Source organism: Niallia sp. FSL W8-0951 (assembly GCF_038006525.1).
Taxonomy (GTDB): Bacteria; Bacillota; Bacilli; order Bacillales; family Cytobacillaceae; genus Niallia; species Niallia circulans.
This window is the reverse complement of the sequence record NZ_JBBOVK010000001.1, coordinates 2,183,585-2,210,242: the sequence shown is the minus strand read 5'-3', so window position 1 is coordinate 2,210,242 and position 26,658 is coordinate 2,183,585. Positions and strand designations below refer to the sequence as shown.

At 35.3% G+C, this 26,658-nt stretch carries 26 protein-coding genes; 23 read left to right on the top strand and 3 right to left on the bottom strand.

Annotation, left to right across the window (positions count from 1 at the left end; genetic code table 11):
• The 7 genes from yqeH to NSS71_RS11050 are packed head-to-tail and all read left to right on the top strand — an operon-like array spanning position 1 to position 4,522.
• Complete coding sequence (gene yqeH / locus NSS71_RS11080; RefSeq protein WP_047941326.1) at positions 1-1,104, top strand: ribosome biogenesis GTPase YqeH; 1,104 nt, start codon at positions 1-3, stop codon at positions 1,102-1,104.
• A gap of 43 nt (positions 1,105-1,147) precedes the next feature.
• Positions 1,148-1,984 carry a shikimate dehydrogenase gene (gene aroE, locus NSS71_RS11075; RefSeq protein ID WP_047941325.1) on the top strand — a complete coding sequence of 279 codons (837 nt, stop codon included), beginning with the start codon at positions 1,148-1,150 and terminating at the stop codon, positions 1,982-1,984.
• Complete coding sequence (gene yhbY, locus NSS71_RS11070) at positions 1,978-2,271, top strand: ribosome assembly RNA-binding protein YhbY (protein WP_016202941.1); 294 nt, start codon at positions 1,978-1,980, stop codon at positions 2,269-2,271. Before aroE ends, yhbY begins: the two co-directional genes overlap by 7 nt.
• Before the next feature lie 22 nt (positions 2,272-2,293).
• Positions 2,294-2,863: a nicotinate-nucleotide adenylyltransferase gene (locus NSS71_RS11065; protein WP_047941324.1), complete on the top strand. Its 570-nt coding sequence runs from the start codon at positions 2,294-2,296 to the stop codon at positions 2,861-2,863.
• On the top strand, positions 2,853-3,422 hold the full coding sequence (gene yqeK, locus NSS71_RS11060; protein ID WP_047941323.1) for a bis(5'-nucleosyl)-tetraphosphatase (symmetrical) YqeK: 570 nt from the start codon (positions 2,853-2,855) through the stop codon (positions 3,420-3,422). The genes NSS71_RS11065 and yqeK overlap by 11 nt, the downstream gene beginning before the upstream one ends.
• Positions 3,423-3,779: a ribosome silencing factor gene (gene rsfS, locus NSS71_RS11055; protein ID WP_047941322.1), complete on the top strand. Its 357-nt coding sequence runs from the start codon at positions 3,423-3,425 to the stop codon at positions 3,777-3,779.
• Complete coding sequence (locus tag NSS71_RS11050; protein ID WP_047941321.1) at positions 3,776-4,522, top strand: class I SAM-dependent DNA methyltransferase; 747 nt, start codon at positions 3,776-3,778, stop codon at positions 4,520-4,522. The genes rsfS and NSS71_RS11050 overlap by 4 nt, the downstream gene beginning before the upstream one ends.
• Positions 4,523-4,747: 225 nt before the next feature.
• Here the strand turns inward: NSS71_RS11050 and comER are convergent, their stop codons facing one another.
• On the bottom strand, positions 4,748-5,581 hold the full coding sequence (comER, locus tag NSS71_RS11045; protein WP_047941319.1) for a late competence protein ComER: 834 nt from the start codon (positions 5,579-5,581) through the stop codon (positions 4,748-4,750).
• A gap of 89 nt (positions 5,582-5,670) precedes the next feature.
• Between comER and NSS71_RS11040 the strand changes: the two genes are divergently transcribed.
• The 4 genes from NSS71_RS11040 (at position 5,671) to holA (ending at position 10,917) form a co-directional block, all read left to right on the top strand.
• Positions 5,671-6,306: a helix-hairpin-helix domain-containing protein gene (locus NSS71_RS11040; RefSeq protein ID WP_047941318.1), complete on the top strand. Its 636-nt coding sequence runs from the start codon at positions 5,671-5,673 to the stop codon at positions 6,304-6,306.
• 166 nt (positions 6,307-6,472) lie between these two features.
• A complete protein-coding gene (locus NSS71_RS11035; protein ID WP_047941317.1) occupies positions 6,473-7,051 on the top strand; it encodes a ComE operon protein 2 in 579 nt (192 codons plus the stop codon).
• 48 nt (positions 7,052-7,099) lie between these two features.
• Positions 7,100-9,430, top strand: a complete 2,331-nt coding sequence (locus tag NSS71_RS11030) for a DNA internalization-related competence protein ComEC/Rec2 (protein WP_328283460.1) — start codon at positions 7,100-7,102, stop codon at positions 9,428-9,430.
• Positions 9,431-9,894: 464 nt separating this feature from the next.
• The gene (gene holA, locus NSS71_RS11025; RefSeq protein ID WP_061798625.1) at positions 9,895-10,917 is read left to right on the top strand and encodes a DNA polymerase III subunit delta; all 1,023 of its coding nucleotides are present in this window, start codon (positions 9,895-9,897) and stop codon (positions 10,915-10,917) included.
• Positions 10,918-11,103: 186 nt separating this feature from the next.
• On the opposite strand, the gene rpsT is transcribed toward holA, so the two are convergent.
• Positions 11,104-11,370: a 30S ribosomal protein S20 gene (gene rpsT, locus NSS71_RS11020; protein WP_016202952.1), complete on the bottom strand. Its 267-nt coding sequence runs from the start codon at positions 11,368-11,370 to the stop codon at positions 11,104-11,106.
• 208 nt (positions 11,371-11,578) lie between these two features.
• On the opposite strand from rpsT, the gene gpr reads away from it, so the two are divergent.
• The 12 genes from gpr (at position 11,579) to deoC (ending at position 25,490) form a co-directional block, all read left to right on the top strand.
• On the top strand, positions 11,579-12,700 hold the full coding sequence (gene gpr, locus NSS71_RS11015) for a GPR endopeptidase (protein ID WP_047941315.1): 1,122 nt from the start codon (positions 11,579-11,581) through the stop codon (positions 12,698-12,700).
• Positions 12,701-12,817: 117 nt separating this feature from the next.
• Positions 12,818-13,165, top strand: coding sequence for a DUF3679 domain-containing protein (locus NSS71_RS11010; RefSeq protein ID WP_328283461.1), 348 nt, complete (start codon positions 12,818-12,820; stop codon positions 13,163-13,165).
• A 102-nt stretch (positions 13,166-13,267) separates the two neighbouring features.
• Complete coding sequence (gene lepA, locus NSS71_RS11005) at positions 13,268-15,103, top strand: translation elongation factor 4 (protein ID WP_095258987.1); 1,836 nt, start codon at positions 13,268-13,270, stop codon at positions 15,101-15,103.
• Between the two features lie 181 nt (positions 15,104-15,284).
• On the top strand, positions 15,285-16,427 hold the full coding sequence (gene hemW / locus NSS71_RS11000; protein ID WP_047941312.1) for a radical SAM family heme chaperone HemW: 1,143 nt from the start codon (positions 15,285-15,287) through the stop codon (positions 16,425-16,427).
• 153 nt (positions 16,428-16,580) lie between these two features.
• The gene (gene hrcA / locus NSS71_RS10995; RefSeq protein WP_047941311.1) at positions 16,581-17,609 is read left to right on the top strand and encodes a heat-inducible transcriptional repressor HrcA; all 1,029 of its coding nucleotides are present in this window, start codon (positions 16,581-16,583) and stop codon (positions 17,607-17,609) included.
• 123 nt (positions 17,610-17,732) lie between these two features.
• Entirely contained in the window at positions 17,733-18,335 is a 603-nt protein-coding gene (gene grpE / locus NSS71_RS10990; protein WP_172865805.1) for a nucleotide exchange factor GrpE, read from the top strand.
• Between the two features lie 34 nt (positions 18,336-18,369).
• Entirely contained in the window at positions 18,370-20,199 is a 1,830-nt protein-coding gene (gene dnaK / locus NSS71_RS10985) for a molecular chaperone DnaK (RefSeq protein ID WP_047941310.1), read from the top strand.
• 184 nt (positions 20,200-20,383) lie between these two features.
• Complete coding sequence (dnaJ, locus tag NSS71_RS10980; protein WP_047941309.1) at positions 20,384-21,508, top strand: molecular chaperone DnaJ; 1,125 nt, start codon at positions 20,384-20,386, stop codon at positions 21,506-21,508.
• A 20-nt stretch (positions 21,509-21,528) separates the two neighbouring features.
• Positions 21,529-22,470, top strand: a complete 942-nt coding sequence (gene prmA / locus NSS71_RS10975) for a 50S ribosomal protein L11 methyltransferase (RefSeq protein WP_047941308.1) — start codon at positions 21,529-21,531, stop codon at positions 22,468-22,470.
• A 119-nt stretch (positions 22,471-22,589) separates the two neighbouring features.
• A complete protein-coding gene (locus NSS71_RS10970; protein ID WP_047941307.1) occupies positions 22,590-23,333 on the top strand; it encodes a 16S rRNA (uracil(1498)-N(3))-methyltransferase in 744 nt (247 codons plus the stop codon).
• Between the two features lie 5 nt (positions 23,334-23,338).
• A complete protein-coding gene (mtaB, locus tag NSS71_RS10965; protein ID WP_095258985.1) occupies positions 23,339-24,691 on the top strand; it encodes a tRNA (N(6)-L-threonylcarbamoyladenosine(37)-C(2))-methylthiotransferase MtaB in 1,353 nt (450 codons plus the stop codon).
• Positions 24,692-24,824: 133 nt separating this feature from the next.
• Positions 24,825-25,490, top strand: coding sequence for a deoxyribose-phosphate aldolase (deoC, locus tag NSS71_RS10960; protein WP_047941305.1), 666 nt, complete (start codon positions 24,825-24,827; stop codon positions 25,488-25,490).
• Between the two features lie 74 nt (positions 25,491-25,564).
• Here the strand turns inward: deoC and NSS71_RS10955 are convergent, their stop codons facing one another.
• Positions 25,565-26,350: an AraC family transcriptional regulator gene (locus NSS71_RS10955; RefSeq protein ID WP_047941304.1), complete on the bottom strand. Its 786-nt coding sequence runs from the start codon at positions 26,348-26,350 to the stop codon at positions 25,565-25,567.
• Positions 26,351-26,658 lie beyond the last annotated feature (308 nt).

The window sequence follows — 26,658 nt, the reverse complement described above, 5'->3', positions numbered from 1 at the left end:
GTGACAGAAAGAATACATTGTATCGGCTGTGGAGTAGTTATTCAGACAGAGAACAAGAATGAATTAGGCTATGCACCTTCTTCTTCATTAGAAAAAGATGAGGTTATTTGTCAAAGATGTTTCCGTTTAAAGCATTATAACGAAGTACAAGATGTTTCTTTAACAGATGATGATTTTTTAAAGATTCTAAATGAAATAGGGAAAAGTGACAGCTTAATTGTAAAAATAGTAGATATTTTTGATTTCAATGGAAGCTGGCTACCTGGCCTTCATCGTTTTACTGGGAACAATAAAGTTATACTAATAGGAAATAAAGTAGATCTTTTACCAAAATCAGTGAAACATCAGAAGGTTATCAATTGGATGAAAAAAGAAGCGAAGGATTTAGGATTAAGACCAGAGGATGTATACCTTGTCAGTGCAGAAAAAGGAAAGAATATTAAAGAAGTACTGGATGCTATTGAATATCATCGCAACGGAAAAGATGTTTATGTAGTGGGCTGCACAAACGTAGGAAAATCTACTTTTATTAACCGAATTCTAAAAGAGGTATCTGGAGAAGAAAATGTAATTACTACATCACATTTTCCTGGTACAACGCTAGACATTATTGAAATTCCATTGTCGGATGGTAAATATCTAGTGGATACCCCTGGAATTATTAATCACCATCAAATGGCTCATTTTGTAGATAAAAAGGATTTAAAAATTATTACGCCAAAAAAAGAAATAAAATCAAGAATTTTTCAATTAAACGATCAACAAACGTTATTCTTTGGCGGCCTGGCTCGATTTGATTTTGTAAAAGGCGAGCGCAGTAGCTTTGTATGCTATTTCTCTAATGAAATAACAATCCATCGGACGAAGTTGGAAAAAGCAGACGAGCTGTATAAAAAACATGCGGGTGAATTATTGACACCTCCTAAAAGAGAGCATTTGGATGCTTTTCCTGAGTTGGTAAGGCATGATTTTTCTATAAAAGAACCAAAAACAGATATTGTGTTTTCCGGATTAGGCTGGATAACGATGAATGAACCGAATATTCAAGTTTCTGTTTATGTGCCTAAAGGGGTACATGCCTTGTTGCGTAAATCATTAATATAATCTGTTTTGCAATAAAGCAAGGGGAAAAGGAGAGCGGCTATTTATGAAGAACTATGCAGTAATTGGTGATCCAATTCAACATTCGATGTCACCTGTTATGCATAATGACCTTTTTCATTTCTATGGTTTCGATGCTGAAATGAAAAAAATGCATATTAAAACAGAGATGCTCGAAATGGGACTAAAAAGTTTGAGGGATAGTAATATAGATGGCTTTAATGTGACCGTCCCCCATAAACAAGCAATCATTCCCTTTTTGGACGAACTAGACCCATTGAGTGAAGCAATTGGCGCTGTTAATACGGTGGTTTGTAAAAATGGAAAGTGGGTTGGGTATAATACGGATGGAGATGGGTATTTAAGAAGTCTATTAGACCAGCTTACCGACTTGAAGCAGAAAAAAACATTGATTATTGGTAGTGGTGGTGCCGCAAGAGCGATCTATTTTTCATTAGCTAATTATGGAGTACACCAAATAGATATTTGTAATCGTACGCTTTCAAATGCAGAAAGGCTGAAAGAAGCCTGTCCTTTTCCAGTCGTAACTAATATACTGGAAGTTGCTTCAGTGGAAAAAAATCTTGAGGAATATGAACTTATCATCCAAACAACTTCCATTGGAATGTCACCAAAGATAGATGCTTCGCCTATTCAAGTAAGCAATTTGAAGAAGGGCACATTCGTTAGTGATATTATCTATAATCCATTAGAAACAAAAATATTAAAAGATGCAAAAGCCAAGGGCGCTATAACCCAAAATGGGATTGATATGTTTGTATATCAAGGAGCTTTAGCATTTGAGAAATGGCAAGGAATTTTCCCAGATACAGCTAGAATGAGACAAAATGTTTTAACACAATTAGGAGGATCATCATGTTAAGAGGTAAACAAAAAAGGTTTTTACGAGCAAAGGCACACCATTTAAGCCCTATATTCCAAGTAGGAAAAGGTGGCGTTAATGACAATATGATTAAACAAATAAGTGAAGCTTTAGAGGTAAGAGAGCTATTAAAGATAAGTATTTTGCAAAACTGTGATGAAGATAAAGATACGGTAGCAAGTGAGTTAGTAAACGGAACAAAAAGTGAGCTAGTTCAAATTATAGGAAATACAATTGTATTATATAAAGAATCAAAAGAAAATAAAACGATAAATTTACCATCATAAGTCGGTAGAAGAGGCGATTTTTTTGAAAAAAGTTGGAATATTAGGAGGGACGTTTGATCCTCCTCATATAGGGCATCTAATTATAGCAAATGAAGTACTGCACGCAAAAAAATTAGATGAAATATGGTTTATGCCAAATCAAGAACCTCCACATAAAATAAAAACAGGGACAGTAACAAATACTCAACGAGTAGAAATGTTACAATTATCGATAGAATCTACTTCCTCTTTTCGCATCGAAACGATGGAATTAGACAGAGAGGGAAAATCGTATACGTATGATACAATGAAGCTTTTAAATGAGGCTTACCCAAACAATGATTTTTATTTTATAATTGGAGCCGATATGGTAGAATATTTGCCAAAATGGTATAAAATTCAAGAACTTATGGAAATCGTACAATTCATAAGTGTAAACCGCCCAAAATATCAACTAGAAACGGAATACCCAGTGCAGTATGTAAAGGTTCCTGATATAAATATTTCTTCGAGCTTAATTCGTGAAAGAGTTAAGGAAGGGGAAACCATTTCCTTTTTAGTCAGAGATGAAGTAAAGAGATATATTGAGGAGAATCGTCTATATGAATCGTGAAGAAGCATTACAAATAGTAAAAGAACAAATAACGGAAAAGCGTTATATTCATACAATCGGTGTAATGGAAACAGCAATTAAGTTAGCGAATAAGTATGGTGGAGATGCTAAAAAGGCTGAAATAGCAGCGATTTTTCACGATTACGCAAAATTCCGCCCAAAGGAGGAAATGAAAAAGATTATCATACAGCAAAATATGGATCCTAATCTTTTGTTATTTCATTTTGAACTTTGGCATGCTCCAGTCGGTGCCTTTTTAGTTGAGAAAGAAGTCGGAATAAAAGATAGAGAAATATTAGATGCTATTAGATACCATACATCAGGAAGACCTGAAATGAGTATGCTAGAAAAAATAGTCTATTTAGCCGATTATATTGAACCTGGCCGAGCTTTTCCAGGAGTAGATGAAGTAAGAGAATTGGCCGAAGTGAGTTTGGAGAGAGCCTTTTTGCAAGCGGTGAAAAACACGATTATGTTTCTTATTCGGAATAATCGAGCTGTATTTCCTTTAAGCTTTGAAACATATAACAGTTATTGTATAAAAATGGAGGTTGATTGAATGGATGAACGTACTTTATTATGGACTGCTGTAAAGGCAGCTGATGACAAAAGAGCAGAGAATATTGTTGCCCTAAATATGAAAGGTATATCTCTTGTTGCTGATTATTTCGTAATCTGTCATGGTAATTCTGACAAGCAAGTACAGGCTATTGCGAATGAAATTAAAGAAAAGTCTGGTGAACTTGGAGTTACGGTTAAACGTTTTGAAGGTTATAATGAGGCAAAATGGATTTTAGTTGATTTAGGAGATATTATTGTCCATGTCTTTCACCGGGATGAAAGAACCTATTACAATTTAGAACGTCTTTGGGGAGATGCACCAGTGGAAAATGTGGAAAGTGTGATCAGTCAATGAGTTATGAGCAGTTTGCCTATCTTTATGATCGATTAATGAATGATGTACCTTATGAAAAGTGGATACAGCTTATCAAAAAGGCAGCAGATGATTATAAAGTTAATGGAGCAAACCTTTTAGACCTAGCCTGTGGAACAGGAGAGTTATCGATTAGGCTGGCCCAGACTGGTTATAATGTAACTGGGGTTGATTTATCGGAGGATATGCTGAGTGTTGCTCAAGCGAAGACGATGGAAGCAGGAGAATCAGTATTTTATATAGAACAAGATATGTCTCAGCTAGAGGGCTTACCTGTTTTCGATCTTATTTGTATTTGCTGTGATTCCATCAATTATTTAAGAACGGAAGAAGAAGTCATAAACACTTTTAAAAGTGTTTATGCCCATTTAGATGAAAAAGGCTTATTTATATTTGATGTACATTCCTTATATAAAATGAATCAATTATTTATCAATCAAACCTATACAGTCAATGATGAGGATTTAAGCCTTATATGGCAATGCTATGAAGGAGAATATCCTAATAGCGTCGAACATGATTTAAGTTTCTTTGAATTGGATGAAGCCTCAGGTTTGTATCGTCGTTATGATGAACTCCATTTTCAACGAACTTATTCTGTTGAACAGTATTCGAAATGGCTCGAACAAACAGGGTTTACTTTATTGAAAGTTACAGCAGATTTTTCTCAAGATACACTAGATGAAAAGGCAGAGAGAATTTTCTTTTATTGTAAGAAAAAATGAGATGTTTCCTCATTGTGAAGCAGGTTAGTATTTTGCAAGTAAATGCTTGGAAACATCCTTCCTACATATTGTCTTTTTATGGCGATAACGTAAAAAAGGGAAATGGTCCTTGGGTGGATCATTTCCCTTTTTCCTATTCTGATAGCAGCCTTTTGAAATTTCTTTTGAAAAAATTGAAATGGGAGAAGGAATTCGAATGGATAGAGTCGAAAGTAAGGAGGAGCATTATATATTTTTATGTCCTGTGACAAGATTTTTAAGGGATTGTTTATCATCCTCATATTTTGCCTGTGTTGCTTGAAATAATTGATTAAAAGTATCTCCTAATTGACGTTCCAAAACATTTATTCCTTCGCCTGTAATCCCGCCCTTTACACATACCTTTTCCTGTAATGTAGGTAAAGTGTAATAGCCCTTCTTTAATAATTCTCCTAAGCCAATAAGCATTTCACTAGCTAATTTTGTTGCCGTTTCTGTATCAATTTCTGTTTCATCCACTGCGCCTTCTATAAATCTTTGGGTAAGATAGCTGAAAAAAGCTGGTCCGCAACTTACTATATCAGAGGCAGCCCTCGTAATGTCATCTTCAATTTCTAATGGTGTCGAAAATTTTTCATACAAACTTTCTAAGTGTTTTTTCCACTCTTCCGTACAATTGCTTCCAAAGGAAAACAAAGAAACGCCTGCCAATGCTCTATTTGTAATGCTTGGGATAATGCGAGCAACAGAGCACCTAAATAAAGAATCAAGCTGGTCAGGGCTTATTGGACTAGTAATCGAAATAACGCATTTTTCTTCTGTTAAAACGGGAGAAATAGTATGGGCTACCTCATACATATCATGTGGCTTTACACATAAAAAGATAAGCTCTGCTTTTTTTGCTATTTCCATGTCACTATCGCATATATTTATGGTAGGATACTCTTCCTTAATTTCTAAAGCTTTGTTTCTTGTTCGATTGAAAATAAATAAGTCTTCGGGGGAAACAGCTTTTCCGTCAATCATTGATTCTATTAGTATTTTCCCCATATTTCCTGTACCAATCATTCCAATTTTCAATCTTCCATCCCCCCCTTATATTGAGCGTTTTCTCATATAACGATATGTCGCAGCATTTCAAAATATACCTGAAAGGATGATTAGTTATCATGGACTGGCTTCGTAAAAATAAGAAAATGATTTTCTTTTGTATAGGTGGTATCGTACTTTTATTGCTATATCGGTTTTACCCTATTTTTATCTCGAGTAATGAAGAAGAACAAATTCCCCAAGAAAACTTGTTTGCTGAAAGAAACATAGAGGAGAAGCCAGAAGAAGCATCGGAGGAAGACCCTCCTGTTACGGTAATGCTGGTAGATGTAAAAGGTGCGGTTAAGAATCCAGGTGTGTATGAAGCGAATGACGGAGAACGAGTGAATGATATGATTGAAAAGGCAGGCGGAATTTTGAAAGATGGTGAAAAAAACGCAGTGAATTTTGCAATGAAAGTGACAGATGAAATGATTATCTATGTTCCTTATATAGGAGAAGAAGGGGAAGCAGCTAATGGGAATGCAGTTGGTAACGAGACTGCCGTCCCTTCGAATGAAGGAACAGTAAATATTAATAAAGCAAGTGAAACAGAATTGCTTGAGTTACCAGGAGTGGGTCCATCTAAAGCAGCTGCCATTGTGGAGTATCGTGAACAGAATGGAGGGTTTTCTACAAAAGAGGATTTAAAAAACATAAGTGGAATTGGAGAGAAAACATATGAAAAATTAGAATCCTTTATTTCGATAAAATAAATCTCTTGTAGATTAGGGATACATATTCAAAGCAATATATTGATTTAAGCGCCATGAGCATCCTTTTCGTAATTGACTGGTGACATAGTTCTCGATAAACTTAATGAGGAATGAAAAGTAATAGTGTTTTTCTCAATTCGGTTTATTTATGGGAGTGAAAGTGAAAGTGGAAAGAATTTCATGGAATGAGTATTTTATGGCACAAAGCGAATTACTGGCTTTAAGAAGTACATGTACAAGATTGGCAGTAGGGGCAACGATAGTTCGAGATAAACGGATAATTGCCGGGGGGTACAATGGCAGTATAGCTGGTGGTGTTCATTGTATAGATGAAGGCTGCTATGTAATTGACAACCATTGTGTGAGAACAATCCATGCGGAAATGAATGCTATCTTACAATGTGCTAAATTTGGCGTTCCAACTGCTGGGGCGGATATATATGTTACTCATTTTCCTTGTCTTCAATGCTGTAAGGCAATTGTACAAGCAGGTATTAAAACAGTTTATTACGAATTGGATTATAAAAATCATCCATATGCGCTAGAGTTGTTTGAACAGGCTAATATTGAAACAGTACAGGTGGAAAGAAAAGAGCTTGAGAACAAAGAGGAGAAAAAGGCATTGGTAGAAGCGCTTGTAAAACAATTAAAAGAAAATAATGCAGATTCTGTAGAGATAGAGGCTTTGGAAAAAAGAGCGGCAGAATTATTCTCCATTATACCAACCACAAAGACGTCTATTTAATAAAACCTCTCTACTGCCGGTCTACAGCTGTCTCGTGAGGAGCGATTTATGATTCAAACAAAGTTATTGTACTTCGCAGTATCAGCTTTATTCGGCTTATTATGTGCCTATACACAACAGTTAATGGTCTATATCCTCTATTTTCTATTTATAGGATGGCTACTTCTAATGAAGAAAGGAAGTTGGAAATTAGCTGCTTTTCTGCTGTGTACATTTTTTTTGTTCGTTGTTCGAGGAAGTTATGATTATCATGGGAATAGCTCGAAAATAAAGGAGGATACTTCCTCTTTTTTCGTTACTTTTATAGAACCAGCTGAGATAGATGGAGATAGGTGGCGGGTAGTAGGTAGGGAAAAACGAACAGAGGAAAAACTGCTGCTTTCCTACAAAATAGAAACGAAAGCAGAAAAAGCTATTTTAAAAACGAAGAGGGTGATAGGAAAGACGTGCGCTATTAGGGGATCTTTATCACTTCCCTCTTCACAGCGAAATGAAAATGGCTTTAATTATCAGCAATACCTGGAAAATACTTCGATTTATTGGCTAGTATCAGTGGAAAATTTGGATTTAAGCAGCTGTGTGACAGAAAGAAATATTATTCTATCATTAAAGCAGCTAAGAGAAAAAGGGACTATTTGGATTGAAAATCATTTTTCAGAAACAACTATTCCAATTGCAGAAGCTTTAATTTTTGGTGATCGTAGTATGATGGAGGAAGATTTGCAAGATGCGTTTCAACGTATAGGCATTATTCATCTATTAGCTATTTCTGGTTCCCATGTCGTTGTTTTAATAGGTATCATTTATTTTTTACTAATACGAGTTGGTTTAACGAGAGAAAGGGCTAGTACTATTCTTCTGCTGCTTTTACCAATATATGCAGTTTTAACCGGGCTCAGCCCATCCGTAATTAGAGCTGTATTTACTGCTTTTATCCTCTTAGCCATTAATAAATTTTATACTTCCTCTCCTTTGCCGATGATCGATATAATTAGTATAGTATTTACCGTATATTTATTGATTCAACCAAGAATGTTATTTAACGTTGGATTTTTATTATCTTTTATCGTCTGTTTTTTTCTCATTGTATCATCCTCACTTATTAAAGAATATCATTCCTCAACCATTAAAATGTATTTCTTCCTGACATTTATTTCTGAATATGCTGTTATCCCTGTTATTCTATACTACTTTTTTGAAATTCCGACCTTATCCTTACTGGCAAATCTTATTTTTATCCCTTTTTATACGGTTATTATTTTGCCGTACTTACTTGTTCTCTATGTCCTATCCTTTATATTTCCACCATTTATTTCTTTTTTTTCTTTCCCATTAGATTTTATCATCCTGTTATCTGATAAGCTGGTGTTGAAATTATCGAGTTTTCCATTTAGTACCATTATATTGGGAAGGCCATCCTTATTTTTTTTATGCGCTTATAGTCTCAGCCTGCCCATATTCTTTTATTTATACGAGAATTTGGCGAAGAATTTAAGAAGGTGGTTATATTGTCTTCCACTTTTGCTTATGAGTGTTCAATTTATAAACAATGTCTATCCGTCAAAAGGAGAAATCACTTTTATTGATGTTGGGCAAGGGGACAGCATTCTTATTCAGCTGCCATTTAATAAAGGAACTTATTTAATAGACACCGGTGGTACTGTCAATTTCCCGAAAGAAGATTGGCAAAAAAGGAAAGACCCATATGAAGTGGGAGCCAAGACAGTTGTCCCCTTTTTAAAAAGTAAAGGGATTCGTACAATTGATAAATTAATTTTAACCCATGGTGATTTAGACCATATAGGCGGAAGTACTGCTATTATCGAACAATTACATGTAAAAGAAATAATGTATCCCAATGTGAAAGGAGATTGGTCTATAGAAGAAGAACACTTATTAAAATTAGTGGAAAAGAAACAAATCCCCATTCGTTTTATACAAGCAGGACAGAAGTGGAGTACAGGGAAGGAGTCTTTTATGGTTTTGGCACCAATAGAGAAGGAGAATTTAACAAAAAATAATAGTTCGATTGTCCTTTTTGCTAAGATCGCTGGCATTACATGGCTATTTACCGGAGATTTAGAAAAAGAAGGAGAACTAGCACTTATGAACAAATATCCGGATTTAAGAGAAATAGACGTTTTAAAGGTGGGACATCATGGTAGTAAAACTTCTTCAACAAGTGAATTTATGGAGCGACTTAAACCGAAAATTGCTGTTATATCAGTTGGGATAAATAATAGGTATCATCATCCCAGTCTGGATGTGCTCACTATTTTAGAGGATTATCAGGTGAAAGTATTCAGAACAGATGAAAATGGGGGGATTTCTTTTTATTTTTCGGAAAAAGGTGGCACATTTGAATTGCGAATTCCATAGAATATAGCAATAGTGAATGGCTATAATAATGGAAAAATGTCATCTAAATACCTATCCGATTGGAATAAAAAATACTTACCTATATGGACATGAATCGTACTGATTTTCCTTTGTTGTCAAGAGTTGACACAAATAGAATCTAGCCATTGGAGTACACTATTAATATAATTGCACCGTTACACATTAAGTATCCTAGGCCTTAATGTGTAACGTTAATTATAGATTGAAGGAAGGTCCTTAAGATAATCATTTCATTGCTGCTAGTAAATCTTCCTAGAGCTTATACCAAAGCTTTAGGAAAGAATTTCGTTAACAAGAGAGATGATGTCGAAAGGATCTTCTTTCTGTATGTAAATTTTCGAAAAGAAGGACAACTGTTAGGAATTTCGTATATAATAATTGATTAGGGATTGTTTTGTTGGAAAATAAGGAGCAATGGTTTTTTTAGGGAATGGGGAGAAGAAATGATCGAAGAATTATGGAAAAAAATAAAAAATAGAGATTTTTCTTTTGTCTATCTATTATATGGGCTTGAGTCTTTTCTAATAAATGAAACAAAATATTTATTATTGCAATCATTATTAAACGAAGAAGATGAGGATTTTAATTTATCTACATATGATTTGGAGGAAACACCAATAGAAGTCGTGATAGAGGATGCGGAAACAATCCCCTTTTTTGGCGAAAGAAAGGTTGTTGTATTAAATAATCCTTTTTTCTTAACTGCTGAAAAATCTAAGTCCAAAGTGGAACATAATGTAAAAAAACTAGAGGAATATTTAAAAGAACCATCTCCGTTTACAATTATGATTTTTATAGGAAGTTACGAAAAATTAGATGAGAGAAAGAAGATAACCAAACAACTAAAAACAGCTGCATCTATTTTAGAAGCGAAAAAATTAAATGAACAAGAACTAAAGAAATGGTTAAAACAACGTGCCGCATATAATCATGTAGAGATAAATGAAGATGGACTTGACACTATTTTAAGTCTCGCTGGAACTAATTTGTCTCTTTTGACAACTGAAATTGATAAGATGGCTTTATACGTCCAAGATTCAAAGTTAATTACGAAAGAGATTGTGGAAGAATTAGTTGCCAAATCGCTTGAGCAAAATATTTTTTCCCTTGTCGATAAAGTGATCTCTAAAAAAATAGATGAAGCCTTGCGGATATATTATGATTTATTAAAACAAAATGAAGAACCATTAAAGATTCTTTCTATCATTACGAATCAATTTCGTTTAATTTATCAAGTAAAAGGACTTGCGCAAAAAGGATATGGACAACAGCAAATTGCTAGTGTTTTAAAAGTTCATCCATTCCGAGTTAAATTGGCAGCAGGACAAGCTAATCGATTTACAGAAGAGGAATTAACAAAGTGTATCCGTCTATTTGCAGAAGGTGATTATCAATTAAAAACGGGAGCAATGCCTAAAAGCATGGTCATAGAAATGATTCTCTTTCAAATAGGACGTGGAGTATAAAGGCGATCTAAAACAATCTAAATGAGGTCGGACTGCCTCTGCGTTCCTATAGGTGTCTTGAGTGTGGTTACGATAAACTTTTTAACCTGAACAATTGTATGGAATTGTTCAGGTTTTTCTCTGTATAATTCTGCCCAAGCTTTATAAATAAAAAAAGACTATCAGGAAGATAGTCTTTTTTACTCATTATGCGTTTAAAGCATTTTTTCTTTTAGCTAAACGAGATTTTTTACGAGCAGCAGCATTTTTATGAATAAGACCTTTAGCAGCAGCTTTGTCTAACTTACTAGCAGCTTCTACAAAACTTTCATTTGCAGCAGTTGTATCATTAAGAGCAATAGCAGCTTCAGTCTTTTTAACAGCAGTACGCATTGCAGATTTAACTGTAGTGTTTTGAGCGTTACGAGCTTCACTAGTTTTCACACGTTTAATAGCAGATTTAATATTTGGCATTTACGTTCACCTCCTAAAACGAAGCATCAAGTTCATTATTTAAACTCGATATATACATTCCTAAAAAACTTAAAGAACAAGTGATATTTTATCAAACGAGGACTAATAATGCAATACCTCCAGTCAAATTGCACAATATGAATTTTTTTTGAGAGAAAGGCAATGCTAGTAATAATAAAATGATTCTTTGGATTGGAAGGGGATAACAATGGAGGAAAAACTTGATTTAAGCATGTATTCAGTACGAACAGATTTGGCAATTGAAGCAAAAGATTTAGCTTTACATAATCAAGGACTTGTTCAAAATGAACAAGATCAGTCACATCTAGATGGGGTAATCATCAAGGAGAAAGAAGAGAATGGTATTAAGATGTCCTATGTGGAGGTCACCGAAAAGGGAGAAGAACTAATCGGGAAAAAACAAGGAAAATATTTAACGATAGAAGTGTTAGGTATTAGACAGCAAGATACGAAATTGCAAGAAAAAGTAGAGCAAGTATTTGCAAAAGAGTTTTCTCAATTTTTAAAGCAGAGCGATATAAAAGAGGATGCATCTTGTTTATTAGTTGGTCTAGGGAACTGGAATGTTACACCTGACGCATTGGGGCCACAGGTTTGTGAGAATATACTTGTAACAAGACATTTATATGAATTACAGCCAGAAAGTGTAGAAGAGGGCTATCGACCGGTATCAAGCTTAGCCCCAGGTGTAATGGGATTAACAGGAATTGAAACAAGTGACATTATAAAAGGGGTTGTCGAGAAAACAAATCCTGATTTTGTAATTGTTATTGATGCTCTTGCATCCCGTTCCATTGATCGTGTGAATTCGACGATTCAAGTTTCCGATACAGGTATCCATCCTGGTTCTGGTGTAGGAAATAAACGGAAGGAACTAAGTAAAGAAACGTTAGGAAGACCAGTGATTGCTATCGGTGTTCCAACTGTCGTAGATGCAGTGTCTATTACAAGTGACACAATTGATTATATATTAAAGCATTTTGGTAAGGAGTTAAAAGAAGGAAATAAACCATCGAGAGCATTGGCTCCAGCTGGGTTGACCTTTGGTGAAAAAAGAAAATTAACGGATGAAGATTTACCAGAAGAGCAGCATCGTAAGACATTTCTAGGTATTGTTGGAACATTGCCTGAGGAAGAAAAGAGAAAGTTAATCTATGAAGTGTTATCACCAATTGGTCATAACTTAATGGTCACACCTAAAGAGGTCGATGTTTTTATAGAAGATATGGCGAATTTGCTTGCAAATGGTTTAAATGCCGCACTTCATTCAGCGATAAATCAAGAGAATGTAGGGTATAATACCCACTAAATTTACTAAAAGGGTTCTACCATTCCTAGTTACTTCATATATTTTCAATAGAGTTACTAGGGATGGTAGATTTGGAAAATACAAACTTGGTACTGATACTAAAGGAGATTGATCAAGTTGAAACTATATACATTAAGTGCTGTCGGAATTGTTTTGTTGATGTTTATTTGTGTATTATTTGGTATGCAGCAAGCAAATAGTAGGATTCACAAAATGAAAGGATATGAAGATGAGGGATTCCAAAGTGCTGTAGCTATAAATAAAGAGGATGGAAATTTAGAAGCGTCTGTCCTTGGACAAAATATCACTAGTCACGATCTGGATGAAAAGAAACAGCAATTAGAGGAAATGAAAGCTTTTAATTTATTGTCTAGCATCGGAAAAGGAGTAGCAGATACGATATCTTCTGTAGCAGAAAAAGGAGTCAATCTTGTTGCAGATATAATGGAAGAAAAAGAAAAATAAAAGACTGTTTAGTAAATCATTTTACTTTTCGTTGAATCTTATTCTTCACACTGCTATAATCAAAAATAGTGTACATGCGCGATTATTGTAGGAGTGAACTAAATGAACAGAGAAGAGATGTTAAAGAGACAATCAAAAATTAGAAATTTTTCTATTATTGCACATATAGATCATGGGAAATCAACTCTCGCTGATAGAATATTAGAAAAAACAAATGCACTTACAGCACGTGAGATGAAAGATCAGCTTTTAGATTCAATGGATTTAGAAAGAGAACGCGGAATTACGATTAAACTAAATTCCGTCCAATTAAAATATCAAGCAAAAGATGGCGAAATTTATACACTACATCTCATTGACACACCGGGACATGTGGATTTTACATATGAAGTATCTCGAAGCTTGGCTGCTTGTGAAGGAGCTGTATTAGTAGTGGATGCCGCTCAAGGAATTGAAGCACAAACATTAGCTAATGTTTATTTAGCGATTGATAATGATTTGGAAATTGTTCCGGTTATTAATAAAATTGACCTGCCAAGTGCTGATCCTGAAAGGGTTAGAAATGAAATTGAAGATGTTATAGGATTAGATGCTTCTGAAGCTGTGCTGGCTTCTGCGAAGGCTGGTATTGGGATAGAAGATATACTAGAACAAGTCGTAGAAAAGGTTCCAGCACCACAAGGGGATCCAGAAGCACCATTAAAGGCACTTATTTTTGATAGTTTATATGATGCTTATCGTGGCGTTGTCACTTATATACGTGTAGTGGATGGAACAGTTAAACCTGGTGATAAAATCAAAATGATGGCAACAGGAAAAGAATTTGAGGTTATTGAAGTAGGTGTATTTACACCAAAAGCAGTTAATACTGATCATTTATCTGTTGGAGACGTAGGTTTTTTAACTGCAGCAATTAAAAATGTTGGCGATACGCGAGTAGGTGATACCATCACTAATGCGAAGAACGGTGCAACAGAAGCGCTGCCTGGCTATCGTAAGCTAAATCCAATGGTTTATTGTGGTTTATATCCAATAGATAGTGCAAAATTTAATGATTTGCGTGAAGCATTGGAAAAATTAGAGCTTAATGATTCTGCATTACAATTTGAACCAGAGACATCTCAAGCATTAGGATTTGGTTTTCGTTGTGGTTTCCTTGGTTTGCTTCATATGGAAATTATTCAAGAACGTATCGAGCGCGAATTTAAAATTGACCTAATTACTACTGCTCCAAGTGTTATTTATGATGTTATTTTGACAGATGGAACAGAAATAAAAGTAGATAATCCATCAGCAATGCCAGATCCTCAAAAAATCGACAGAATTGAAGAACCATATGTAAAAGCAACGATGATGGCACCGAATGAATATGTTGGAGCAATTATGGAATTATGCCAGCAGAAGAGAGGTGTCTTCATCGATATGCAATATATGGATGAGACTCGCGTTAAAATTACGTATGAAATTCCTTTGTCGGAGATTGTTTATGATTTCTTTGACCAATTAAAATCAAATACAAGGGGATATGCGTCATTTGATTATGAACTTATTGGCTATAAAACATCGACGTTGGTGAAAATGGATATTCTGTTAAATTCAGAACAAGTAGATGCACTTAGCTTCATCGTTCATAAGGATTTTGCTTATGAAAGAGGAAAAGTTATTGTAGAGAAATTAAAAGAGCTTATTCCGCGTCAGCAATTTGAAGTGCCGATCCAAGCTGCGATAGGGCAAAAGATTGTTGCTCGTTCTACCATTAAGGCGATGCGCAAGAATGTATTGGCTAAATGTTATGGTGGGGATATTTCTCGTAAACGTAAATTGTTAGAGAAGCAAAAAGAAGGGAAAAAACGAATGAAACAAGTTGGTTCGGTTGAAGTACCGCAAGAAGCGTTTATGGCTGTATTACGTATGGATGACAATAATACGAAAAAGTAAAAATGACAATAAAAGCATTGCATGGTCATTATGCAAGAAACTTGCTAATCGCAACATGGACTGCTATAAGTAAAGGGGTAGGTGCCAGGTAGGTATCGACCTCTTTTCTTATTTTAATTGAAACAAATAGGAAAAAACTTGTTAGTTAAGATAGTTTAATTAATTTAAAGGTTGTGAAAAATTGATACAAGCAGCATATATCCATATTCCATTTTGTGAACATATTTGTCACTATTGTGATTTTAATAAAGTATTTTTAAAAGGACAGCCAGTTGATGAATACTTAGACTCTCTAGAGAAAGAAATGAAGCTAACCATTGAAAAATATGGACAACAAGAACTGTCAACGATTTTTGTCGGAGGAGGTACACCAACAAGCTTATCTGCATCCCAATTAGAAAGACTTTGTGGAATGGTGAATAAAGAACTTAAGCTTCGCCCGCAGCAAGAATATACGTTTGAAGCCAATCCTGGTGATTTAACAGAAGATAAATTAAAAGCTTTGTATGAAGGAGGCGTGAACCGCCTTAGCTTTGGAGTACAATCTTTTAATAATGAGCTGCTAAAGAGAATTGGCAGAACGCATAAAGCGGAAGATGTGTTTTCATCCATTGAAGCAGCTAAAAAAATTGGTTTTAATAATATCAGTGTTGACTTAATTTATAGTTTACCAGGTCAAACGTTAGAAGATTTTCAAGAAACATTAAAAACAGCATTTACATTAGATATTCAGCATTATTCAGGATATTCTCTAATTATAGAGCCTAAAACGGTCTTTTATAACTTAATGAGAAAAGGGAAACTACCTACACCCGGAGAAGATGTGGAAGCAGGTATGTACAGCGTCTTAATGGAAGAAATGGCAAGACATGGTTTTCAACAATATGAAATTAGTAATTTTGCGAAGCCTGGATTCGAAAGTCGGCATAATCTCACATACTGGAATAATGAAGAGTACTTTGGGTTTGGCGCTGGATCCCATGGTTATGTACATGGGAATCGCTATTCTAATTATGGACCTTTAAAGAAATACATGCAGCCTTTAGAACAAGGTGAGTTTCCGATCATGCATGAACATAAGGTAACCGCTATAGAACAAATGGAAGAGGAATTATTCCTTGGCTTAAGGGAAAATAAAGGAGTAAGTTTATCTTCATTTGAACAAAAATATAATAAAAATGTATTAGAGCTATTTGACAAGGAAATAAACGAACTAATAAGCAGAGAGCTTATTGAAATAGAAAGTGATTATTTAAAATTAACACATAAAGGCAGATTTTTAGGGAATGAAGTGTTTCAATCCTTTATTGGAGTTCTTGAATAATCATAATCTTGGTTTGTCAGGAAGTAGTATGCGAGAAGGGAAAAATTTCTTATAGAAATAAGGTTCAAATTATTGACACAGCCCCTTTGTTTTTGCTACTTTATATATAGATTTAGCACTCGTTAATAAAGAGTGCTAACAGAGGTGATTAATGTGTTAACTGATCGTCAATTATTAATATTACAGGTGATTATTGATGATTTTATTTCAACAGCACAACCAGTAGGCTCAAGGAGCTTATCAAAGAAAGAAAACATTACATTTAGCTCCGCCACCATTCGCAATGAGATGGCAGATTTAGAGGAATCTGGTTTTATCGAAAAAACCCACTCTTCTTCTGGGCGCGTTCCTTCAGAGAAGGGTTATCGTTTTTATGTTGATCATCTTTTATCACCACAGAAATTAAAGCGTTCAGAAATATTGAGAATTAACTCACTGTTTGCAGAAAAAATATATGAATTAGAAAATATTGTGCAAAAATCTGCTAAAATATTGTCTGATTTAACAAATTATACTACTATTGTCCTTGGGCCTGCCGTTAAAGAAAATAAATTGAAGAAAATTCAAATTGTTCCTTTAAACAACCATACGGCCATTGCTATTATTGTGACAGACTCAGGACATGTGGAAAACAGAATGTTTCACTTGCCAGATTCTATTCACGCAGGGGAAATAGAAAAACTAGTAAATATCTTAAATGACCGGTTAACGGGTGTGCCGATTGATAAGCTTCATAATAAAATCTATAAGGAAGTTGCTACCTTATTGAAACAGCATATTAGCAATTATGAGTATTTTATCAACTCTCTTTCCGAAACCGTGAAAATCGATACCCATGAAAAGTTATTTTTTGGTGGCAAGACAAATATTTTAAGACAGCCTGAATTTCATGATATTACGAAAATAAGAAATTTGTTGAATATGATTGAAAAAGAGGATGGAATACCTGAGCTCATTCGTAATAACTCATCCGATATTAGTATTAAAATCGGAAGAGAAAATAATAATACAGCAATGGAAAATTGCAGCATTATCTCTGCTTCTTATCGGATTGGGAATGAGCAAATTGGATCGATTGCCATTCTTGGCCCAACAAGAATGGAATATTCACGAGTTGTGAGCTTATTAAATATATTATCGAATGACCTGACAAAAGTACTCACTAATTTGTATCAAAAGTAACTTCTGTGGAATATTTAAAAGTGTGTAATGAAGGACTAAAGTTAGTAAATTTAAGATTGGTGAATTTCTATTTGCCAATCTGCACCGTTTTATGTAATTAATCCTTTAAGGGAGGTGAACAAGTTGGCAGAAGAAAAAGCAACGAACAATGCAGAGATGGAACAACAAGCAGCACAAGAAGACGTTAAAGTCGAAGAAACAGTTGAAGAAGTTTTCGAAGAGGTAGAAGCGTCTCCTTCCAATGAGGAAAATGTAGCTGAAGAATTAAAGGCTGCTAATGAAAAAATTGCAGAGCTAGAAGCTAAATTAGAAGAAGAATCTAATCGCTATCTTCGCCTGCAGGCTGATTTTGATAATTCACGCCGCAGATCAAGGCTCGATATGGAAGCGGCTCAAACATACAGAGCGCAAAGTCTTGTCATGGACTTATTACCAAGCATCGATAATTTGGAAAGAGCATTAAAAATTGAGGCAGTAGATGAACAAACACAAAGTTTATACACAGGTGTTGAAATGGTTTATCGCGGAATCCTTGAAGCTCTCAAAAAAGAAGGTGTAGAGGCTATCGAAGCAGTTGGAAAAGAATTTGATCCACATCTTCATCAAGCAGTAATGCAAGAAGAAGTAGAAGGAACGGATTCAAACATTGTGGTGGATGAGTTCCAAAAAGGGTATAAGCTTAAAGACAGAGTCATTAGACCTGCAATGGTGAAAGTAAGCCAATAAGCGTTACATATTAAAAAATAGGAGGGAAATTTCCATGAGTAAAATTATTGGAATTGATTTAGGTACAACAAACTCTTGTGTTGCTGTACTTGAAGGTGGAGAACCAAAAGTTATCCCAAATCCAGAAGGTAATAGAACATCTCCATCTGTAGTAGCATTCAAAAATGGAGAACGCCAAGTAGGGGAAGTTGCAAAACGTCAATCTATTACAAACCCAAACACTATTATGTCTATTAAACGTCATATGGGTACGGATTATAAAGTAGAAGTAGAAGGCAAAAACTACTCTCCACAAGAAGTTTCTGCGATTATTCTTCAATACCTAAAAGGTTATGCAGAAGAATACTTAGGAGAAAAAGTAACGAAAGCAGTTATAACAGTGCCTGCATACTTTAATGATGCAGAACGCCAAGCTACGAAAGATGCTGGTAAAATTGCTGGTTTAGAAGTTGAACGTATTATTAACGAACCAACAGCTGCAGCATTAGCATATGGTTTAGATAAAACAGACGAAGATCAAACTATCTTAGTATATGACCTAGGTGGAGGTACTTTTGACGTATCTATCCTTGAACTAGGAGACGGCGTATTTGAAGTAAAATCTACTGCTGGTGATAACCGTCTTGGTGGAGATGATTTTGACCAAGTAATTATCGATTATTTAGTAGACCAATTTAAAAAAGAAAATGGCATCGATTTAAGCAAAGATAAAATGGCTCTACAACGTTTAAAAGATGCTGCAGAGAAGGCTAAAAAAGATCTTTCTGGTGTAGCTTCTACACAAATTTCTTTACCATTTATCACAGCTGGAGAAGCTGGACCACTTCACTTAGAAGTAACTTTATCTCGTGCTAAATTCGAAGAAATTTCTGCTTCATTAGTAGAACGTACAATGGGACCAACTCGTCAAGCACTTAAAGATGCTGGTCTAAATGCATCTGAAATTGACAAAGTTATCCTTGTAGGTGGATCAACTCGTATCCCTGCTGTTCAAGAAGCAATTAAAAAAGAAATCGGTAAAGAGCCGCATAGAGGAGTAAATCCTGATGAAGTTGTTGCAATGGGTGCAGCTATCCAAGGTGGCGTTATTACTGGTGATGTAAAAGACGTTGTGCTTTTAGACGTAACACCACTATCATTAGGAATTGAAACAATGGGTGGAGTATTTACGAAGTTAATCGAACGTAATACAACCATCCCTACTTCTAAATCACAAGTATTCTCAACTGCTGCTGATAACCAAACAGCTGTAGATATTCATGTGCTTCAAGGGGAACGCCCAATGGCTGCGGATAACAAAACATTAGGCCGCTTCCAATTAGCTGATATTCCACCAGCACCACGTGGAATTCCGCAAATCGAAGTTTCATTTGATATCGATAAAAATGGTATCGTAAATGTTCGTGCGAAGGATCTTGGTACAAATAAAGAACAAACAATTACAATTAAATCTTCTACAGGCTTATCAGATGAAGAAATCGATAAAATGGTAAGAGAAGCAGAAGAAAATGCTGAAGCTGATAAAAAGCGTAAAGAAGAAGTGGAACTAAGAAATGAAGCAGATCAATTAGTTTTCACTACTGAAAAAACATTAAAAGACTTAGAAGGTAAAGTGGACGAAAGTGAAGTTGCAAAAGCAAATGAAGCAAAAGATGCTTTAAAAGCGGCTATCGAGAAAAACGAATTAGAAGAAATTCGTGCGAAAAAAGACGCTCTTCAAGAAATCGTTCAAGCTCTTTCTATGAAATTATATGAAGAAGCAGCACAAGCAGCACAAGCGGCTCAAGGTGCAGACGGCGGTGCATCCGATAAAGATGACAACGTAGTAGATGCAGAGTTTGAAGAAGTAAAAGACGATAAATAAAAGAAATAAAACCAATTACGTTTAGTGAAAAGTCAAAGTCAGGTTATCTTGACTTTGACTTTTCTTTTCAATCAGAAGTTTTTTAGCGATAATTAGGAAAGATAGCAATAAACTATTGTACTTTAGAAAAGCAAAATGATACAATAGCATCTATGTGAAAAGAATCGGGGAGTGGTAATCAATTATGGATAAACGGGATTACTATGAAGTCCTTGGAGTCAGTAAAGGGGCTTCTAAGGATGAAATAAAAAAAGCGTATCGTAAGCTATCAAAAAAGTATCATCCAGATATCAATAAAGAAGCTGATGCGAATGAAAAGTTTAAAGAAGTGAAAGAGGCCTATGAAGTACTGAGTGACGATCAAAAAAGAGCGCACTATGATCAGTTTGGCCATACAGATCCTAATCAAGGCTTCGGCGGCGGCGGAGACTTCGGTGGTTTCGGTGGTTTTGAAGATATTTTCAGCACTTTCTTTGGTGGTGGAGGATCAAGAAGAAGAGATCCGAATGCTCCTCGTCAAGGGGCTGATTTACAATATACGATGACACTATCATTTGAAGAAGCAGCATTTGGGAAAGAAACGGAAATTGAAATACCAAGAGAAGAAAATTGTGAAACATGTAATGGCACGGGAGCAAAACCAGGGACTAAGCCAGTTACATGTAAGCATTGTAGTGGTACTGGACAATTGAATGTGGAGCAAAATACACCATTTGGTCGTATTGTGAATAGAAGAACATGTAATTACTGTAATGGAACTGGTAAAGAGATTAAGCATAAATGTTCAACTTGTGGCGGAACTGGAAAAGTGAAAAAACGTCGTAAAATTAGTGTTAAAATTCCAGCAGGTATCGATGATGGTCAACAATTAAGAGTCTCTGGGCAAGGAGAACCTGGTATAAACGGCGGGCCAGCAGGTGATTTATATGTTGTGTTCCACATAAGAAGACATGACTTCTTCGAGCGTGATGGAGAAGATGTATACTGTGAAATGCCGATTACTTTTGTTCAGGCTGCACTAGGTGATGAAGTGGAAGTACCTACTATTCATGGCAAAGTGAAATTGAAAGTACCTGCGGGAACACAGACTGGAACAAAATTCCGCCTTAAAGGCAAAGGGATTCCAAATGTACGTGGATATGGCCAAGGTGACCAGCATGTAATCATTCGCTTAATTACACCTACAAAATTATCTGATAAACAAAAACAACTATTACAGGAATTTGCTGAAGTATCTGGAGATACTCCTCGTGGAGAAGAAGAGGACAGTTTTTTCTCTAAGGTAAAAAAAGCATTTAAAGGTGAATAATCAAAAAGGAGTTGGTAGAAATGAAATGGTCAGAAATCACAATTCATACGACAAATGAAGCGATTGAACCTATTTCAAATATTTTGCATGAAGCAGGTGCTAGTGGGGTAGTTATTGAAGATCCCTTTGAATTAATTAAAGAAAGAGAAGACCAATTCGGCGAAATCTACCAACTAAATCCTGATGATTATCCAGAAGAAGGCGTTCTAGTTAAAGCGTATTTACCAATCAATAGTTTTCTTGGTGAAACAGTAGAGGCAATTAAAGAAAATATCAATAATTTAGTACTGTTTAATATTGATATTGGATTAAATAAAGTTTCCATTATGGAAGTAAATGAAGAAGAATGGGCAACAGCTTGGAAGAAATACTATCATCCTGTTAAAATATCTGAGAAATTTACGATTGTACCTACCTGGGAGGATTATACACCAGTCCATACGGATGAATTAATCATCGAATTGGATCCAGGGATGGCTTTCGGTACAGGAACACATCCGACAACTGTATTATGTATACAGGCTTTGGAAAGAATAGTAAAAAAAGACGATGTGGTTATCGATGTTGGTACAGGATCTGGTGTGCTAAGTATTGCAGCAGCCATGCTGGGAGCTAAATCTGTGCTTGCTTTAGATCTGGATGAAGTGGCTGTCCGTTCTGCTAAATTAAATATTAAATTAAACAAAGTTCATGAGAAAACATCTGTCCGTCAAAATAATCTTTTAAGTGGTATAGAGGAACAGGCAGAGGTCATTGTTGCAAATATTTTGGCAGAGGTAATTGTTCGTTTTACAGATGATGTTTATCGTTTACTTCAAAAAGATGGTTTCTTTATTGCTTCTGGCATCATTCTTCAGAAAAAAGAAGAAGTAAAGGATGCTATTATCGCATCAGGCCTAGAAATAATAGAAACAGTACAAATGGAAGATTGGGTAAGCATTACCGCTCAGAAAAAGAGTTAATAGAAGAAAAACTTTCACAGCAACAAGCTATAAGAGTAAGCGTATATTCAAAAGGAAAAAGGGAAGTTTCGTCTTACGATTCTTCCTTCTCTATTGCTTAAAAGAAAGTAGGAATTCGATTGCAGCGTTATTTTGCTAAAAACGAAGAGGATACATTTTTTATTCAAGAGGACGATTATCATCATATTGTACGTGTGATGCGAATGGATATTGACGATGAAATATATTGTGTCAACAGTCTTCAGCAGGCAGCACGGTGCAGAATAGAAAAAATTTCCGAAAACGAAGTCATTGCAAAAGTGGTACAATGGTTAGAAGGAGAAATAGAATTACCTATTTCGGTTTCTATTGTGAGCGGACTGCCAAAAGGGGATAAGCTGGAATGGATTATCCAAAAAGGAACAGAATTAGGCGCTTTTAAGTTTATCCCTTTCATCGCAGCTCGCTCAGTCGTTAAATGGGATGAGAAAAAGGGTGGAAAAAAACTAGTTCGCTGGAATAAAATTGCAAAAGAAGCAGCAGAACAATCCCACCGAACCATGATACCAGAAGTAAGTTCTCCAATTAGTATAAAAGAGTTGATAAAACTTTCAGAAGGTTATAATGTAAAATTAATAGCCTATGAAGAAGAGGCAAGAGAAGGCGAATCGTCTGTGTTAACGAAAAGCTTGGAATCGATGACAAAAGGACAATCTATCCTTGCGGTATTCGGCCCAGAAGGTGGCCTGACTGAATCAGAAGTAGCATTATTAAAAGAGCATGGTTTTGTGACATGCGGACTTGGTCCAAGAATATTAAGAACAGAGACTGCACCATTATACCTATTGTCTGCTGTATCTTATCATTTTGAATTGATGGAGTGATAAAAATGCCAACAGTTGCTTTTCACACTTTAGGATGTAAAGTAAACCATTATGAAACCGAAGCGATCTGGCAGTTGTTTAAACAACAAGGCTATGAACGTGTAGAATATGAAAATATATCTGATGTATATGTTATTAATACATGTACCGTTACAAATACAGGAGATAAAAAGAGCCGCCAAGTAATTCGTCGTGCAGTTCGTAAAAATCCAGATGCAGTTATTTGTGTTACAGGGTGTTATGCCCAAACTTCTCCAGCAGAAATTATGGCTATTCCTGGAGTTGATATTGTAGTTGGTACACAGGATCGCGTGAAAATGCTAGAGTATATTACGCAGTATAAAGAAGAAAGACAACCAATAAATGCTGTTGGAAACATTATGAAAAATCGTGTGTACGAAGAAATGGATGTCCCTGCTTTTACGGATAGAACAAGAGCTTCCTTAAAAATCCAAGAAGGATGCAATAATTTTTGTACATTCTGTATTATTCCATGGGCACGGGGATTGATGCGCTCAAGAGATCCGCAAGAGGTTATTAAGCAAGCACAGCAATTAGTGAATGCTGGTTATAAAGAAATTGTATTAACAGGAATTCACACAGGTGGATATGGCTCAGATATGAAGGATTATAACTTAGCTAATTTACTGCGTGATTTAGAATCCCAGGTAAAGGGTCTAAAGCGCCTTCGTATTTCTTCTATCGAAGCAAGCCAAATAACAGATGAAGTGATTGAAGTCTTAGATAAATCAAAAATAATTGTAAATCATCTTCATATCCCGATTCAATCTGGATCGGATACTGTTTTAAAAAGAATGAGAAGAAAATATACAATGGAATTCTTTGCCGAAAGAATTACAAGATTAAAAGAAGCCTTGCCAGGATTGGCCATTACCTCTGATGTAATCGTTGGTTTCCCAGGAGAGACAGAAGAAGAGTTTATGGAAACTTATGATTTTATTAAAGAACATAAATTCTCTGAATTGCATGTGTTCCCATATTCAAAACGGACAGGAACACCTGCTGCGCGAATGGATAACCAAATTGAGGAAGATGTAAAGAACGAACGAGTACATCGTTTAATTTCGCTTTCTGATCAATTAGCAAAGGAATATGCGTCTAACTATGAAGGCGAGGTAGTAGAAGTTATTCCAGAGGAAGTCTACAAAGAAGATGGCAATGGAAAGCTTTATGTTGGATATACAGACAATTATTTAAAAGTAGTTTTCCCAGCAACAGAAGAAATGGTTGGGAAAATTGTGAAAGTCAAAATAACGAAAGCAGGCTACCCTGTAAATGAAGGACAATTTGTCCGTGTTTTAGAGGAAGTAGAAGATCAAGCTGCGATTGTTTCTTAAGTTTAGCCAGCTACAATTGTTTCCTTTTTGTTTTATAAAATTAATTTTAATAACTTTAATATGGAAGCTCTTTGTTCGTTCAAAGAGCTTGGCATATATTTTTAATTAGTACATATATCAAAGGAGAATCTTAATGAACATTGCTAAAATGATTGATCACACTTTATTAAAAGCTGATGCGACGAAAGAACAAATTGTGACTCTTTGTGAAGAAGCTAAGCAATACACATTTGCTTCTGTCTGCGTAAATCCAACATGGGTCAAAGCTGCAAGTGAATTGCTTAATAGAACAGAGGTAAAGGTATGTACAGTGATCGGTTTCCCTTTAGGAGCATCTACTTCAGCAACAAAAGCATTTGAAACAGAAGATGCCATTAAAAATGGGGCAACAGAAGTAGATATGGTTATTAATATTGGTGCTTTAAAGGATAAAAATTATGATTTAGTTAAAGAAGATATTAAAGCGGTAGTGGATGCGGCAAAAGGTAAAGCATTATCGAAAGTAATTATTGAAACTAGTCTCCTAACAAATGAGGAAAAAGAAATTGCTTGTAAATTAGCAGTAGAAGCAGGAGCTGACTATGTAAAAACATCAACAGGTTTCTCAACAGGCGGAGCAACTGTTGAGGACATTACATTAATGAGAAAAACGGTTGGACCAGATATAGGTGTGAAAGCTTCTGGAGGTGTACGCAGCAGTGAAGACACGGAGAAAATGATTGCTGCTGGAGCTACTAGAATCGGAGCAAGTTCTGGAGTTGCAATCGTGAATGGTTTGACAAGCAATAGTGATTATTAATATATCCTTTAAAAAAACCTTAGAAAACAAATAGGTGTTCTAAGGTTTTTTTTGTCAATCTAACGCTGCGTTTATTAATAACTTTCCATATAAATTTTTCGATAATTACTCGGGGTAGTGTTCATGATTTTTTCGAAGTTTCGATTAAAGCTGCGAATGTTTCGATAGCCAACCATATCGGCAATTTCGGTAATTTTACTATCCGTTGTTTTTAATAATTGAGAGGCTAACGTTACACGATGCCCATTTACAAAATCAACAAATGGTATATGCAGTATTTTTGTGAAAAATCTTGATAGGTAGGAATAATCGTATCCAAATTTTTGTGATAAATCTTTTAAGGAAAGTTCCTCGGTAAAATGATTTTGGATATAGTTGAGTAAATCATGTAATAAATAATCATCTCTCCGCGTTTCCTCTTTGAAAGAAGTTTGATTTAGCAATTCCGCACAAATTAAGTACAGAACCCCTTTTTTGGCAAACAGCGAACTATTATTGTTGAAGAATATCTCCTTTATCATCTCTCTTGTGGCAGCCTGTAACTGGAATATTGGATGAATTAAGTCTTTGTTTTTACTAAGCTGATAAAATTGATTAACCAATTCTGGAGAAAAGACATAAATCCAGGAGTGATTTTTCTGATTACTTTGTAAACTATGTATTTGATTCGAAAGAATGAGAGCGTTTTCTCCTTCGTGGAGAGTATAAGATTTATCTTGTATGGTAAGCTCCAGTGTGCCTTCATCAACCATCACCAGTTCCAAGCTGCGATGAAAATGAGGAAGGTTGGTAGGATTGAATGCTGATATACGATCAAAATCTCCATTTTGTCCAAAGTAATTTGATTGATAGTATAACATTCAATGTACTCCTTTCAAGTCAAATTTTGTCCATAATTATACAATTTAAGTACTAGTTACGTCAAACCTTCGTGACTAAAATTAATCTGTGATAAGAAAAGGTTTTCTCTTTTCTTATTATAGTATGTTGCATAACAATATAAAATGGTAACCGTTCACATTTATTGCGTTCATTCATGGCTAAAAAGGAGGATTAAGATTAAGTCATTTGCAGCCTGGTTGTAATAATTGGAGAACAATGCCAAGGATGGGAGAGAAAGTGAAAATGAATATAAACCTTGTATACACGCCCTTACATGTTTTAAGAG